At 45.8% G+C, this 16,039-nt stretch carries 10 protein-coding genes; 1 reads left to right on the top strand and 9 read right to left on the bottom strand.

Translation table 11 applies throughout. From position 1 onward, the window contains the following. Positions 1-12: 12 nt before the first annotated feature. Positions 13-945, bottom strand: a complete 933-nt coding sequence (gene pstC / locus ATB76_RS01370) for a phosphate ABC transporter permease subunit PstC (RefSeq protein ID WP_038873310.1) — start codon at positions 943-945, stop codon at positions 13-15. Between the two features lie 98 nt (positions 946-1,043). Beyond that, positions 1,044-1,865, bottom strand: a complete 822-nt coding sequence (locus tag ATB76_RS01365; protein ID WP_038876298.1) for a phosphate ABC transporter substrate-binding protein — start codon at positions 1,863-1,865, stop codon at positions 1,044-1,046. A 333-nt stretch (positions 1,866-2,198) separates the two neighbouring features. On the opposite strand from ATB76_RS01365, the gene ATB76_RS01360 reads away from it, so the two are divergent. Further along, complete coding sequence (locus ATB76_RS01360) at positions 2,199-3,842, top strand: methyl-accepting chemotaxis protein (protein WP_061034448.1); 1,644 nt, start codon at positions 2,199-2,201, stop codon at positions 3,840-3,842. 81 nt (positions 3,843-3,923) lie between these two features. Here the strand turns inward: ATB76_RS01360 and ATB76_RS01355 are convergent, their stop codons facing one another. From ATB76_RS01355 to ATB76_RS01325, 7 genes are all read right to left on the bottom strand, one after another. Next, positions 3,924-4,619, bottom strand: coding sequence for a hypothetical protein (locus tag ATB76_RS01355; RefSeq protein WP_052485342.1), 696 nt, complete (start codon positions 4,617-4,619; stop codon positions 3,924-3,926). Beyond that, the gene (locus ATB76_RS01350; RefSeq protein WP_061034447.1) at positions 4,603-7,023 is read right to left on the bottom strand and encodes a DUF2235 domain-containing protein; all 2,421 of its coding nucleotides are present in this window, start codon (positions 7,021-7,023) and stop codon (positions 4,603-4,605) included. The genes ATB76_RS01355 and ATB76_RS01350 overlap by 17 nt, the downstream gene beginning before the upstream one ends. A gap of 188 nt (positions 7,024-7,211) precedes the next feature. After that, positions 7,212-7,784: a DUF1566 domain-containing protein gene (locus tag ATB76_RS01345; RefSeq protein WP_061034446.1), complete on the bottom strand. Its 573-nt coding sequence runs from the start codon at positions 7,782-7,784 to the stop codon at positions 7,212-7,214. Between the two features lies 1 nt (position 7,785). Further along, positions 7,786-9,219, bottom strand: coding sequence for a DUF1566 domain-containing protein (locus ATB76_RS01340; protein ID WP_061034445.1), 1,434 nt, complete (start codon positions 9,217-9,219; stop codon positions 7,786-7,788). Between the two features lie 25 nt (positions 9,220-9,244). Then, positions 9,245-11,497 (bottom strand): proprotein convertase P-domain-containing protein, encoded by a 2,253-nt coding sequence (locus tag ATB76_RS01335; RefSeq protein WP_061034444.1) that lies wholly within the window; start codon positions 11,495-11,497, stop codon positions 9,245-9,247. A 9-nt stretch (positions 11,498-11,506) separates the two neighbouring features. Next, positions 11,507-13,648, bottom strand: coding sequence for a TonB-dependent hemoglobin/transferrin/lactoferrin family receptor (locus ATB76_RS01330; RefSeq protein ID WP_061034443.1), 2,142 nt, complete (start codon positions 13,646-13,648; stop codon positions 11,507-11,509). Then, positions 13,649-15,661, bottom strand: coding sequence for a prolyl oligopeptidase family serine peptidase (locus tag ATB76_RS01325; protein ID WP_042601193.1), 2,013 nt, complete (start codon positions 15,659-15,661; stop codon positions 13,649-13,651). Between the last annotated feature and the right edge of the window lie 378 nt (positions 15,662-16,039).

The raw sequence follows: 16,039 nt of genomic DNA, 5'->3' as shown, positions 1-16,039 counted from the left end.
TTTAACGAGCGATTACTTCGCTTTTTCTCGGTTTAGGTAAAGTAGTACAGCGTTCAACGACATGATGAAGACCAGTAGTACCACACCTGTAGCGTATAGAGCGTTCGCGTGAACACCACTTGCGTAAGACATTTCAATAGCGATGTTTGCGGTTAGCGTACGAGCCGAATCAAGGATGCCTTCTGGCATTGCCGGCGCGTTACCCATAACCATGATGATCGCCATAGTCTCACCCAACGCACGACCAATACCCAGAATCACACCTGTCATGATGCCTGAGCGAGCCGCTGGAACGAGCAATTTAAATATGGTGTAGATTTTAGAAGCGCCAAGAGCCAAAGAGCCTTCTTTGTAAGTGCGAGGGACTGCACGAATAGACGTTTCAGAAACCGTGATGACAGTAGGAAGAATCATCACACCCAGTACAATGATACCTGCCAAAATAGTATTACCCGCTGGTACATCAAATACGTTTTGGATAAGCGGCACGATAATAACCAAGCCGAAGAAGCCGTAAACCACCGAAGGAATACCGGCAAGGAGCTCAACCGCTGGGCGGATAACATCAGCCAAACGTTTCGGTGCAATTTCTGCGATAAAGACCGCAGTCAACACGCCGATTGGCACACCAACTAATACTGCACCAGCTGTCGAAACGATAGAAGCAACAATCATAGTTGCGACACCGTAAAGTGCTGGTGGCAGCCAGTTTTGGCCGAGTACGATGCCTGATACGCCAACTTCTTGGAAGGCTGGAATACTTTCTCGAACGATGAAGTATGCGATTACTGCTAATGAAACGATGCCGATAACAGCACTCGTTAAAAACAAGCCGTGGAAGATACGCTCTCTCCAGTCAACGCGGCGTTTCTCGCGTAGGCCTGGCTTGCTGATCGCTTTAGCGTCAGTAGTCATAAGCTTTTCACTATTTGTTGCGATGGTCATAAAAATCTCACGGTTCTAGGCAATGCCCTTGAACACAATGGATAGAAAAGGCTCAGCCCGAAATGGTGGGCTGAGCAAACTTTAGAGTCCCGATGGGATTAGTTAACTGAGATGTAACCTTTTTGGTCAACTAGCGCTTGCGCTTCATCAGTTAGCATCCAGTCTAGGAATTTTTGAGTTTCAGCTGATGGCTTGCCTTCTTTGTAAAGAACAAGGAACGGACGAGCAACTTTGTAAGAACCGTTTTTCACGTTGTCTACTGAAGCTTGAATACCGTCAATTGGAAGTGCACTTACAGAGCTATCAACTGTACCAAGAGAGATGTAGCCGATAGCGTATGGGTTAGAAGCAACCATCGTCTTCAGTGCGCCGTTACCGTTAGCAACTTGAGCACGTTGAGAGATTGCCGATACTTTCTTACCAGAAATTTTCATTTTTAGAGACATGATGTCTTCGAACGCACCACGAGTACCAGAAGCTGTGTCGCGAGTGATTGCTACGATTGGCTTGTCTGCACCGCCAACGTCTTTCCAGTTTGTTACTTCACCTTTGTAGATTGCAGTAACTTGGTCCGCAGTAAGACCCGATAGTTTGTTTTGTGGGTTTACAACAACTGCGATACCGTCAAGAGCAACTGTCTCTTCTTTTAGAGCCGGCTCTTTTTCAGAATCTTTTAGGTTACGAGAAGACATACCTAGGTCAGCAGAACCGTTTTTCGCTGCTTTAACACCCGCAGATGAACCAGGGCCTTGAACTTCAACAAATACGTTCGGGTTTGTCTTCATGTATGTTTCAGAGAAAACTTCCATCAGTGGAGTTACGCTGCTAGAACCCACTGCAGAGATAGTTTCTTTAGCAGAAACAGGAGTCACTGCCATTGCGCCTAGAAGTGCGATTGCACCGATTACTGTCTTTTTCATCACAATTTCCTTTAAGTGGCCTTATTGCCGTTGTGTTTCACTTGAACGATGCTCACTTTAGAATCCAAATATGACAGTTGTGTTTCACTTAGTTGAAAGCTCTATGACACGTTGTCATTTCTGCTTAATAAAACAGCAATCAAACTTTATTTCCTTTCGAGCTCAAAATATATTGCTTCTATTTGGTTATAACAAAATGCCAACTACATCGCTTTTAATATATTTCATAACAAATAAACATCGTTAAATGATTGATATATCAAGCCTAATAATTAGAATCGGTTTGCTTTATTTACAAAAATGATAATAGTTCCAATCTTTAGAGGGTCAATCATGCGTCAATTACTGAGTACGCTGTCTATTAAGTCACAGGTTTTCGTACCCGTATTATTCACTGTCATACTTCTCGTCATTGGGTTGAGTATCGGCATCGGAAAGTTAGAGCAGGCATTCGGCAAGGTCACGGTCTCAACCAATAGCCTTATCGTGCATAAAGAAGAACTCAGCTCTATCGTCGACAACACTTATGCCATGCGCATTAAGGCAATCTACAGCCTGTTCAGAGCAGAAGATGTCCAAACACTGAACCAAGAGTTACAACATCGTCAGGCAACCAACCGCGAGTTTTTAAGCTCCATCGACCAAATTGAAGGCATCCAAGCAGAAGTCAACGCCATGCGCGATGCGATGAACCACTATGTGGATTTCACTCGAATCACCATGACGCCGCTACTGAACACTAAACATTCATCCAACAACGTGTCCTTAGATTTCGAGAGAGAATATGAAACAGCAATGGGTCAATACCGCTTAGCAGGTGAAGCAATGATTGGCGCCATTGACAACTTGTCTAAGAAGCTCAATCAAATCGTGACAGACGAAGTCACAGAAAATGGTGCACTGCACTCAGATACCATCACTTACAGCACCATTTCTCTTGTCATTATTTTGTCTATCGCCTCTTTGATCAGTTGGTTGTTAGCAAGCTACATCGTGGCGCCTATTCGTAACCTACAAGAAACCATGCGCGAAGTAGCAAAAGGCAACTTATTAGTAGAAGCAGAAGAAACAGGTAAAAATGAGGTGTCGCAACTGGCACAAGACGTAAACCAAACCATCCACCAACTCCGCGGTACCGTCGACTCACTAGTTCGAATCAGTGAAGACGTCGCCTCGGCTTCGACTGAACTGGCAACAGTAATGACACAAAGCAGTGCCAACTCAGACCAAGAGAAACACGAAGTAGAACAAGTAGCTTCTGCAATTAACCAGCTTGAATCTACTGCTGCGGAAGTTTCAACCAATGCACAGCAAGCCGACAGCGCATCTAACGAAGCCACAAAACTAACGTCACAGAGCCTAAGCATGTTTGAAGAAAGCACGCGTGCGAGTGCGAAAATGGCCGACCAACTGAACGAAGCCGCAAACGTGGTCACGTCACTAAAAGATCAGTCCGAACAGATTGGTAAAGTGATTGAAGTTATTGAGAGCATCTCTGAGCAAACCAACCTACTTGCATTGAATGCGGCGATTGAAGCGGCACGAGCAGGGGAAAGTGGTCGAGGCTTTGCTGTGGTTGCTGACGAAGTACGTATGTTGGCAGCAAGAACTCAAGAATCGACCAAAGAAATTCAAACCATTATTGAAGAACTTCAGCAACAGTCTGGTCACGCAAACGAAAGCATGCATTCAAGTTTAGCCATGTTAGAAGACAACCAATCGCTTGCTACCGAAGTAAGTCGTTCGCTTAGCGACATCAATAATGCAATTTCCGATTTGAATGCTATCAACACACAAGTAGCGACCGCTTCAGAGGAACAAAAACAAGTAACCTCAGATATCAACAATAACTTGAGCACCATCTATGAGTTGGTGAGCCAGAACGTAACCGGTATTACTCAATCCGCAGCTGCCGCGCAAGAACTGTCTGGCTTAGCGGAGAACCAAAAGCATCAGCTTAAGCAGTTCCAAATCTAAGCCTTACAATGCCTTGTGATCCCAGCACGGTGAGTGAAAAGGTTAGATAATAAAAAGCTCCGCACTGGCGGAGCTTTTTATTTAATATGATTCACTGAATGGCTTATCGGATTCTTCACCGTATCCATCATAGAGAATAACAGCGGTTCCTTTTCCGGTCTTACTCCAAGGAGGTGGCACAACCCAGCCATGAGGATCGGCATTTTCTTTAATACTACAGTCATACCCTCGCTTAGGGTTGCAGAGCTTGACATAGGCTAATACAACCCGCTTACCGTCAACATATACTTCCATTGCTCCACGGCCTAACTCATCCTCATTGAAATAGTTATCCATTATCTCAATTTTCTTGGCGGCAAGATCGCTGTCTATCGTATCTTTGATGTGGTAGTAAGTTTTCGTTTCGTAAAAGTCGCCCCACTCAGCCTGCCACTTTGAGCGCCAACGTTCTTTAGTTTTTAAATGACCTTTCCAAAAGTTATCAGGTAGAGATAAATCCTGTCTCTGCTGCTCAGTGTAGTAACCTCTCTCCCATTCACCTTCAATACCATTTGGTACACTGAGGTTAATACGTGACCTCGCACAACATCCTTGTACCGCTCCCGCAATAATGCTAGAACCATTACCACGAACGTCGCTGATGAGCATTTTAGAGATCCAATGTGGCCCACTCATTGTTCCCGCCCCGCCGGAAGTCGCCACAATGTCCGGTTGAGCTATAGAGCAAGCCGACAACAATAACGTAAGTCCTGTGATTATTTTACGCTTCATTTTCATACACCACTCGTTTTAATTCGTTTCCTTCTTTGGTCACAGCATTTACCAATTTCTCGTAGGCCGAATCATAACCAACATTGATTAAGCAATCATGAGGACGGTGAATCCAAATTGATCCACACTTTTGAATTTCACTATGCCAATGAGAGCGTGTCACCGTACCTAATGGTTGTGCAAGTAACTTTTGATTTAACTCAACCAACATGGAATCAACCCCCGTTATAGTCGTGAAGTCTCGAGGTGGGTCATATTTTGTCATATCCCAAGAAATTCCCATTTCCTCACCTTGCTGTTTCATTCGCTCAAGGGCCAGCGCTGATAACCCGTTACTAATCGGCTGCAATTCATAGTAATACAATACATCACGATCTAACTTCACCTCACCGAACAAACCTTTCTGTTTACAGATTTCGGACCATCGCTCATGCTCATGCTCTTGCTTGCGGATTGCAATTCGTTTTCGTGTACCAAGATCGGAGCGAGCATTGTCATAAGGTCGCACTTGTGCAGCTATAGACTCTTGATCATTTAACTCACGATTGTAAGTCGCAGATAAAGGCATGCCGTAACGTTCTGGTAAACCTTCTTGCGCGTACTTTTCTTTCGATGGATAGCCCCCACCGATATCGGTATGACAACCTGCAAACTCTTCCTCAAAGAAATTTGAGGGCATGACACCTTTTGGCTCAATCGACGTAAGCGGGAAGTTCTTGCGGTACTCATGATGTGCCGTGATTTGAAATACTCGCTCGGCGCAATTCATATCGAGATCCAGTTCAAAGTTGCCCTCATCCTCATTACCCGCCATATAGAACGAACCAACCGTATCAAATAGACCTAAAAATCGTACCGTACTTGTACGACTTTCATCAGGATAATACCCCTGATTATCATCATATTGCTCAATAGATGCTTTACCGAGCAAGTTGGGGTGAACGACGCCAAACTTCTTACCGTCTCTTGGTTTGCTTACGTCTGGTAATCCATCTTTAAGTGCATTAACAAAGTGACGAGCCAACGCTGCACCACGGCTAAATCCAAAGACATCAAATTCAATATGAGTAATGCTCTCGAACTCTCCATTCACTTCTAATGCATCAATGATTCTTGCGTAGTCATCAGCCCACGTTTGCCATTTATAGAACGCACCTGTATTTGAACTGGTGTAATCCGCAATAAGATTCGGTAAAGAAATCTCCCACAATAATGAATCACTGACATTGTTAACGTCTACACCAAAGGCTTGCGCAGCATTTGATTCATCATCGCCATCATCAATCATCTTAGGATTTTGCCATGCACCGTCCACAGTCCCCACACCAGATATGTAGATCTTTTCGTAGCCCTCACCTATCGGATACGCCCCAAATAATCGCGCCACATTGGTCCGCGATTTCACGCCGCGCTGTTCTTTGTACGCATCGTTTAAGTTGTTCTGTCCCGTACCATCAAAGAACACACCAATGCGCAGCACCTTCTCAATCACTTGCTTAACGTTCATTACCGGAGTATTCACTAACGATTTTGATTGCGGGTAAATATGTTTAACGGTCGGGGACAACTTCGGATCATCATGTTCTTTACTGACGCTACCAAACGGGCACGCTTTCCCCACCTCGACGGTCGTTATTGAACCTTCCTCTGTCGGTTGCCCTACTGCATCAACCAGCAAGCACGGGTCGATCAGTGTGGCGTTCTTGTCTAACCATGATTGATTAACTTCACCTAAACCGTCAGTGGTTAATCTTGCGCGAGTGTAGTAGATATATTGCGTTGGAGGCGCAGCCCCTTCGATAGATACCGGAACAGTGATCGATGTATAAACCTTATCGCTCACGTAGTCGTCGCTGATAATGTCATATGTCGAGCGGGTGACACGCCAAGCCCAGCGCCCCTCCCCTAAAATATCCATTTCATAGACTAGCTTCCCATCCACAAAGTAATACAAATAACCATGTGTTGGATAACCTAACTGTCCATCCACATCTACTGCTGGGATAAACGGTACAAATTCGGCATTAATATGTTTTTCGTCAGTTTCTTGTGGGTTGATCTTGAACGGCTCACTCATACCAACCATCGAAAAAAGTTCGTGAACTAGAGATTTTTCCTCCTGCTCATTACAGGAACAAACTAAATTGACGTGCCGATATGGCTCATTGATTTCTTCTTTACTCCAAGCAGTAATTTCTTCTTCGTTACTGGTTTTGCTAAGCGAAAACACACCCGTTTGTAATTGTTCCAAATCTACTTTGGGTGCATGTATCTTAATGCGACACTCAAACTCAGCGTCCTTGCTTTCGTCGTCGTCACTCATAAGTGGCATCGGCGTCAGTGCTGTTGTGTCTTGCACTGGCGCATAGCCTCCACCTAACTTATTAGGCTTAGGTACATTGTATTTCAAAGCAACTTCCTATCCTTTAGGGTAAAAGGTCAGTCTAGCAACGCACCCAATATGAAGCTCTAGGCATAATAACGGTTTACATATCCTTTCTATCTGAATTAGAAAAAATGAGAACATCGGCACATACAAAAAGCTCCGCACTGGCGGAGCTTCTTGGTAACAACATTATTAACTGTTTAAGGTGACGATTACTCTTCGTCTGTCACTAGAAGAAGAGAGAATATATAGGTCGGTTCTAGTGGGCTCCAGTTGTAAACCTCACCATTAACTGAATCAAACACCATGACGTTTGAGCCATCACCGTTCGGTGTGTTACTCCAGATGTAACCTGCATAGCCACCCGCTTCTATCGTGTAACCACTTTCGAATGCAGTGCCGTTCATCGCAGGACTGTGACAAGCACGCTCCGTCAACGCGACCAGCTCCTTAATATTTGGTAAGCGCCAGTTCTCTTTGCCCGCGAAGTCATGCAAAGCATGGTTACCAGATTCATTACGGATTTGCTCAGCGGTTGATAAAGCTAACTGCCATGACATCTTAGTCGCAGCGCCATCACATGCTTCATTTGCCGCATTCCACGTTGAGCCAACAGGGCAACGCATCCACGTTAGGCCCGTTTTTAAATCCGTGACCGTCCCAACATCAGAGTAAGTGTAACGAGAGTTAGGCGCTGTTTTTCCAAAATCAGTTGAACATTCTTGTGCCGCCATGGCTGCTTGAGAAGCCAAGACAAGAGATAGCGCGGTGATTAGTTTCTTCATCTTATTGGCCCTTAACTGCTACTAGACGGATTGGGAATTGGAATGACGTGCCAGTGTCACGCTCCACTTTGTCAGAATAAATTTCTACAAAGCTTACGTAACCACGGTCAGCGCCTTTCGCAGCAACTACTGCAAACTGAAGCGCACCTTCGTAGTTAAAACTAGAGTAATTGTTAAATGTGAAATCACTTAGCCAGATAGCACCTGATTCAACATCTGGGCTGCCCTTACCCTGTTGAGGGAAGTAAGCTGTCGTCATACCATAGACATTGCCGTCGGCATCTTTCTCTGTCTCACCTAAGTCGAGAACATCGTAGAACTCTTGGTATGTGGGTAGGCGCCAGTCACTAATGCCACATAGTGATTGCTTGTTTATATGTTCAACATATTGGCTTGTTGAACAGATGCCATCAGCAGCATCCACACAACCAACGACTTCAAGATCTTCGTAATACGGTTTGAATTTTGCTGACTCATACACGAATGTACGATCTTTAAATTGAACCGAGCTCGCATCCGCACTCTTGTTTTCCCAAACAAGACCAGTACGCTCGTCCATAGTACAAGCCCACTCAGTCGCATCTGCAGCTAAAGCAGCACCTTGTGAATCTAGCTTAACGAACTTAAAGCCAGCGCCTGTCGACGTTTGCTTGTCCTCTTTGTCGAAGCCGTATTCCGCATCTTGACCAGGGTAAGAAGCTTGAACCTCAGCAACGTCTGCTGCGCCATCAGCAAAATGGAGAACGGCGCCCGTATCGTTGCTACCAACCGTTTGTTCAGCAACCGCTGCAATTTCTTCAGCAAATGCACTCACTTCCGCTTTAGACAGAAAAGAAGAGGCCAACGATTTACCTTGGAAGCTAAGGCTTTGAGCAAGCAACGCTACGCCTTTGGTCATTTGTTGTGGTTGCATCGCAGCTAATAGTGCAACCGTGTTTTGCTCTAGCTTGTCTAACTCGCTGGCTTCTGCGTTAGACATTACCGTACCAGACAGAGAAACGCCGGCATCGGTGAGTTGCGCTTTTACGATCTCTTCAGCTTGAGCAACGGTTTTACCGTCAACCACAAGACCTGCGAGTAACGTTGTTACACCATTGACCGTGTTACCTGTTGCTAAATTTTGGCCCGGAGCCGCAAGACGCAATGTTTGGTTTGAACCTTGATCAACTTGAGCAAGAATGGTGCTGGTTAGTACGTTTTTGTCGCTTGAAGTCAGGCTAAATTTACCAGCATTATCCGTTTTAGCACTCGGTTCAGTCGTATCACAAACGTAGTTTTGGTTTAAATCGATGCACACTGGCGTATCAAGAAGTGTACCTGCAGAAACGATGGTGCCAGCTACATCATAGGTCGGTGCCGACGTGTCACCACCAGAACCACCGCCACAGCCAGCTAGGGCTAGTGACATAGCAACGAAAGAATATTGAAACTTCATAGATTTTATCTTCTTTTGATTTTAATTAACGAGAGCGAATCACTCTCACCATTGAAAGCAGGAAAAGTCCTAACAAGGTCCAAGGCGAGCCACTGCCACCTGAACCACCACCACTGCTTTCTTTAGTGGTATCAGCACTACACTGATACTGAGCAAAGTGACTCACACCCCACTCTTTCAACACCCCAGAGTTCCCTGACACGCGGTCAGACACTTCGAGACGCCAAGTACCCCAACTCGGTTGACCGACAAGTGCTTGTAACTCCTCGTCATACTGAGCTGTGAAGTAACCTTTAAATCCATTGGTATTGCTTGATTGATGGCTAAGTAGCACGACCGATTTGCCTTGTGGAGACACTAGCGTCACTTGCAGATCCTGCAGTGAGTCATGTTCGATGTTCAGGTAAACCGCAAACGAATCATCAATCGTGCGTGACTTGTCCGATAGCGTCTGAGAGAACAGTCTGTCACCCAACTCCGGCAAAGCGGAATTCACTGATTGAGGCTGGATATCTAGCTCTGGCGTGCCATTAACCAGCATCACCTTTTCACTCCACTGGTGAGTCTTTAATCCTTCTGCAAATTGGTAATCCAATGAAATAGAGGAATCGAATTGCGTACCACATGTCAGGCCGCTTGGTAACGCCACCTTCATTGAGGTCGAGTCAGAAAGCGCTTCATCAAAGTCGAAAACGGATGCGTTGTTTAGCTGCCATTGCCCTTTGATGCTCGCTTCGCGGCCAGTTTGGCTCAGGCTCACACCAACGTCTTGACCTTGTGCTATGTATCGAGCGTCATAGCGAACGCGAAGAGGCGCTTTAAGTAAGTTGTGTCTGTTGAAGCTGTCCGTCAGGAATTGGGCGTAATCTTTATTTGGGAACAAGGTATTTGCGGCAAACACGGTCGATTCCGCCAAATCATGCATTTTAACGCCACGACCAATGCCATACATGCCTTCAAGAACAATGGCGTCAAACTCACGGAACACGTTATCGGTATCATCACCGTATCGTTCAACCGATGCTTTAAGTGCTTGGAACAGTGGCGTTGACCATAGCTCGTCGCCTAGTTCACCGCCCACACTAACGTGCGCTGGATACTCCGAGCCCTCGAAGTAACGCGCTCTTTGGTTCCATAAGCTACGAGTTGTTTTGCGTGTTCCGAACACACCGTCCCAGTTGAACACCGTATCTAACTCGAATTCTTGACCACGACGCGAAGCATCCAAATATTGAGTGCGGTAGCTCGCGCTGCCCGCCCAGTAATCAGCAAAACCTTCTGCGATAGCACCAGTGTGACCGTACGCCCAATCCGGTACAATTTGGTAATGAATGCCATGCCCAAGCTCATGTATCACGACATCAGCATCGACTGCATCCGGAGAAACACCACCGACACCCAGCATGAGTGCTTTCGGACCGTAATAGTAAGTGGAGTTATCTTTTGACAAACCGCGGGCATCAAAACGAAGCGGTTCGTCAAACAAGTCGTAAGTTAGGCTTGTCAGATATTGGATCGAACTATCAAGGTGATAAAAAGCCATCAGCTGCGGGAACGCATTGTCACCAAACTCGGTGCTTTGCATCTCTTCAACACTATCAAACGCTTGAACCCCTTCTGCGCTGAGAAAGTCCAACGTATCGAGTACAGGCGCTTCACCAGGTGCTGGGGCTGCAAATAAGCCCGTCGCATCCACTTGCTTTAATCTTGGGTTAGAAAGATAGAACTTACCGCCGGACTTTAAAACCTCAATCGACTTGGTGACGTACTCGATCGGCTGAGGGTAATCGGACAATGCTGACCACGTCGATTCTGGTGCCGCTTGTTGTTGCATGGTGCGGAGATCTGGGTTGAATAAAGAAACCTCAACATCAACCAGACTTCCAGAGCTCAAAGCCGGTGGCTCTTGTGCTTGCAGTTGGCGAGGTGATTCCAATTCCATTGCAACCGTTGGTTTGCCGTTACGAATGATCGTATCTTCAAGGCTCTTAAACACTCGCACAACGTGATGATTTTTATCGGTTGTTACTACGAGGGTGCGCTGTGCTTGATATTCACCGTTTACCCAAACATCAAAATTGTAATGCTCACCAAGCTGAGACTGGGTTTTGTAACGGAACTTAAACTCGCCCGCTTCTGAGTAGTGGCTGTCTAGATAAGTTTTCGCTTGCGCTTCATTCGTCACCACAGAGTCCGTTGCGGGATAATCCCACTCTGCAGACTGCACCGCAGGGGTACATGCAATAAGCAGTGAAAACGCCAATGGTTTTAGCTTCATGATTTCGTCCTAGAATTCGTATTTTGCATTTAGCGTGAAGTAGCGCCCAGGCTCAGTTGAGTAACGCTTACTTTCCTCAGCGATACCCGCTACGTCTTGGTATCGGATGTACTCTTTGTCGAACAGGTTGACGATATTTGCACTAACACGAAGGTCTTTGGAAACGTAGTAAGTTGCGCCAATATCAAACGTATTCCACGCGCTTGTCTGCGCGCACTCTGTCGCTAGGCCAAGCGTGGTCTGGCATTTAGGAACGCGATCCATGGCCGCGGCCCAGTTCCAAGCCACGTAAGCGTTGAAGTCTTGGTTGGCGTATTTAAGTTGAGCGTTACCTTCGAATGGCGTAATGCTTCGAACGTATTCGCCTTCCGCGTCTTTGCCATCTACGTAGCCAAACTTGGTTCTGATGTCCCATTGTTTGGTGAGTGCGTAACCCGCAGAAAGCTCTGCGCCATAAGTCTCTACGCCATCAAGGTTTTGGTACTGTTTGATGTAATTACCAGTGCTTGAATCAAAGCCTGTGGTCACAACATCGATGAAGTTTTCAAACTTGTTGTAGAACACAGACGCATAGACATGCGCACGACCGTTATCGAACTTGTTACCAATTTCAAATGAGTCCGAAGTCTCAGCTTCTAGGTCTAAGTTAGGCGCGATAACAAAAGGCGTTAGTGGTACGAAATCATGGTTCACGAAGCCATATGCTTTGTCGTATTCCGGAGCACGGTAACCGTGGTTGTACGATACATAAACGATGTTGTTGGCAAACGTTTCACGAGAAACCGACAGGCTTGGAGACACCTCCGAGCTATCCATGTCCTTTAATGGGAAGCCGCCCACTTCTCCCTCACCGTCCGGCGTTAGACGGTGCGCATCAAAGCGCAGGCCGCCTGTGATGGTCCATTTATCCAGTTCCACCATGTCTCGAACGTACAAACCAATGTTATAAGCACGAGCAGGAGCGAAAGGTTGTTTGGTCGAAGGCGTTACGCCGTTCCAATCAATCTTGGAATCGCTATCTGTGCGTTCATAATAGTCAGTAGCAAGCTCAACACCGTAAGCCAATTGGTGCTCAGCATTTTCTGCATAAATCGTATTGGTGAAGTCGCCACGGAAGCCAATTGTCTCGTCAATGAAGGTTTTGTGTTCCAGTTCGCGACGTTTGGTGATCAAACCATTGTGATCCACTTGGCGCATTAAACGGTTGGTGTCTTCCACGACTTCGGTGTGACGCCAGTAAACTTTGGTATCCAACTCTTCGAACCAAGTTGGATTAATTGGTGTCACCTCTGCACCAATGTAAGCGCTGTACTCTTCGGAGGTTTCATCTTCAGCAAAGTCTTCAATATGCCAGATTCCATCAGGTTGAATGGACGGTGAACCCTCCAAACGCTCTTGATTCTGGGTGTAGAGTTCCGCTTTGGCTTTCAACATCACCTCTTCACTGAAAAAGTGGTTGATCGTATAAGCACCGCGGTAACCATCTAGATCGCGGTTATACAAATCTTCATCAAAGTTACGCGTCTCTTGCCCTTGCCAATATGAAACGTTGAACAAACTCTCTGTATCACCGGAGCGGAAAGCTAGGTTGCTCGTACCTTTGTACTTGTTGCTGATATCGGTGTAAGTACCAAAAACATCGGTGTAGAAGTCTTTGTCTTTTAAGAAATCACCCGGCTGACTGGATTCTAAAATCACCACACCGCCGATCGCGCCAGAGCCATGCACCGAAGAGCTTGCACCTTTAATGATTTGCAGCGATTCAAAATTGGATAAATCAAAAGTATCTCGCCCAACTGCATCATTAATGTCGTTCGCACCGAAGCCATCCGCAGAACGAATGCCATCACGAACGATCATAATGCGGTTACCTGTCATACCACGGATGGTAATGTTTTGCGGACGTCCTGCACCGCCCGTCACGCTTACACCAGGTTCGTTACGCAGCACGTCATAAAGCTCGGTTTCGCCTCGCTCTTCGATTTGCTCGTTTGTGATAGCCGCGACCCTCCCTGCCACTTTTGACAATGGCTGATCGATTTTATTGGCGGTTACGACCACCTCTTCCATTGAGAAAACCTTAGATGCGGCGTGCACTTGACTGGCAGCAAGTACCGAAAGTACTGCCGCTGACACTGGGGTAAGCTTCATTTACTGCTCCGCTTTAGATGTTTTAATTAGTGATAGTAGAAATGCGTATTCCTTCGCTTGTTGCTCTCTTGCCTGCCTTGGATCCATGCGGTGGCCAGAGTGAAAATCCGTTTGCAACAAATAAGGGCCTGTCGATTCACTGGTCGACGAAATTTGAGCGAGATACTTCGCGCCTTCCCAATAAGGCACACGTTGGTCGTTTAATCCGACTTGAACCAACATGGGTGGGTAAGCGTCTTTGTGGATATTGAGAATAGGATCATAAGCTTGCATCGCTTTGAGCTGCTCTGGGAGTGTCGGATTCCCCCACTCTCCATATTGTTGTGCGGTAAGTGGTAACGTCGTATCGGACATGCTGGCAACAACATCGACAAAAGGAACCTTCATCACTGCGCCAGCAAACAAGTCTGGAGCTTGGTTGATCGAGCCGGCGACCAAAGTACCACCAGCACTCGATCCAATCGCGTAGACATCACGCTCACCACCATCAAAGTGTTTAAGTGCTTGTGCAGCCGCCGTGAAATCATTGATAGAGTTAGCTTTAACAACGCCTCGGCCTTGCTCGTGCCAGTCGGCACCAAAGTAACCGCCACCACGGACATGCGCTATGGCGTAGATAACGCCTTGATCTAGTAGACTCACGGTTTGAGGCATGAAATAAGGTTTCATGGTAAACCCGTAAGCGCCATAGCCGTACAGCACAACAGGAGCGTTGTCGCTGAGCTTATCTTTGCGATAAGCAAGAGAAACGGGCACTTCCACACCATGACTTTTTACCATAATGCGTTGAGAAACATAATCTTGGCTGGAGAAGCCGTGATAAACATCTTGCGAGAGATTTGTCTTTGTCAGTGCTTTAACATCAAACTCTTCCCACAACGGCGGTGTCGTCATCGACATACTACGAATGCGGATTTTGTTAGAGCGGTAATCACCAAGAGTGCTCAACCAAGCTACGCGCCCTTCCGACTCTAACGGCAGAGATTTCTTCGCCTTGCCATCGTAAGAGTAAACCGAGATTGTCGTTTGATTGTCTTGCTTGGTTAATGCCACAAGTCCCGCTTCATACAAATAGAATTGCTCTACGCTATTTTCCGAGCGTAAGAAAGACTTCCAATTAGATTCAGCAGTGTCCGCATGTTTCTCGGGCATCGTAGCTTCAAACAAACCAAACTGACCATTAAGATTGCTGTTGATAAAGACTTTGTCTTGAGCAACATCTGCATAATACTCCACACCGGATTCTGGTTTACGTAGCGAGGCAGTTAGCTCTCCAGAATCAAGGTTTAGGATCTTTTGTTCGGTGGTCGATTCATTGTTACTTTGTACCAGTGCAAAACGCGCGTCGGCTGAGGGATAGAAGGACATGAGCCAATCGGTCTTGTCCTCTTGCCAAAGTACTTTCTGCTCGTTGGTTTGAGTATTAATTCGAACGATTTGGTAGGGACGCTGAGTTTTCGCTTCTTTTGATACAGCGAAAGCAAACTTGCCATTTGATGAAAGCAGAACCCCATTATCAATGTTGCTGATAAGCTCGCGTGCTGCACCACTCTTTAGATCAACTAACACAGCACGATACTGCTCGCTGCCATCAATATCTTCTGTAAACAACAAAGAATCGCCTTGAATACGCCATTGACCAATTTGGAAATACTGACGTTCTTCTTGGCGAGAAGAGAAATCGTAAACCACTTTCTCTTGCGCGTTGTTATCAGCTCGCGAAAGCAAAACAAAGTTGCCTTGTCGACGAGTGAGATTCCATTCTTGGCCGTTTTTAATCACCCAAGGCTTCTCGCCTTTTTCTGCTGCCATGGCTTCCCATTGGCTCAAGAGATTTTGGGTAATCTCGTCATAGCGTTTCTGAAATTGTTCTGTTTTTTGGTTCTGTTGCTTGAGGTAAGAGAGAACTCGCTCATCTTGCCTGGAATCATCTCTCAGCCAATCAAAGTTATCCGAGGCAACACTGGGCATAGAGGTGACTAAAAGCCCCAAAAACACATGAGTAAATTTCATATAAATGGCACAACTATTTATAGGATTAATATTATTTCGCGTATTCTGCCCTTAAATAAAAATGAGATCAATTATCATTTACATATTTTCGTGATATTTTTATCGGTTTTTATTATGCCAAACGTTTAAATCATGGATGAATGCACTGTGATGCAAAGCTATTGTTAGATAAGTCATCTATTGCTATGCAATTAAGGATCTAGAAATGAAAACGTCACCTAAAGAAGGTGACGAGGGTAACTTTTTTACTTTAGTCAGTAGCTCAAAAGAGGTAGAAAAACTAGAAAAGATGACTAGTTACAACCCAAAGTAAAGCAAGAAATCCAACAAAATAAAGGGAGGAAAAAACGACCGATTTAATCAATTCACCCATTTGAG

Origin of the sequence: Vibrio sp. MOR3 (assembly GCF_001557775.1) — a bacterium.
GTDB lineage: Bacteria > Pseudomonadota > Gammaproteobacteria > Enterobacterales > Vibrionaceae > Vibrio > Vibrio jasicida.
Note: the sequence above shows the minus strand (reverse complement) of the source record. Positions and strands in the feature narration are given on the sequence as shown.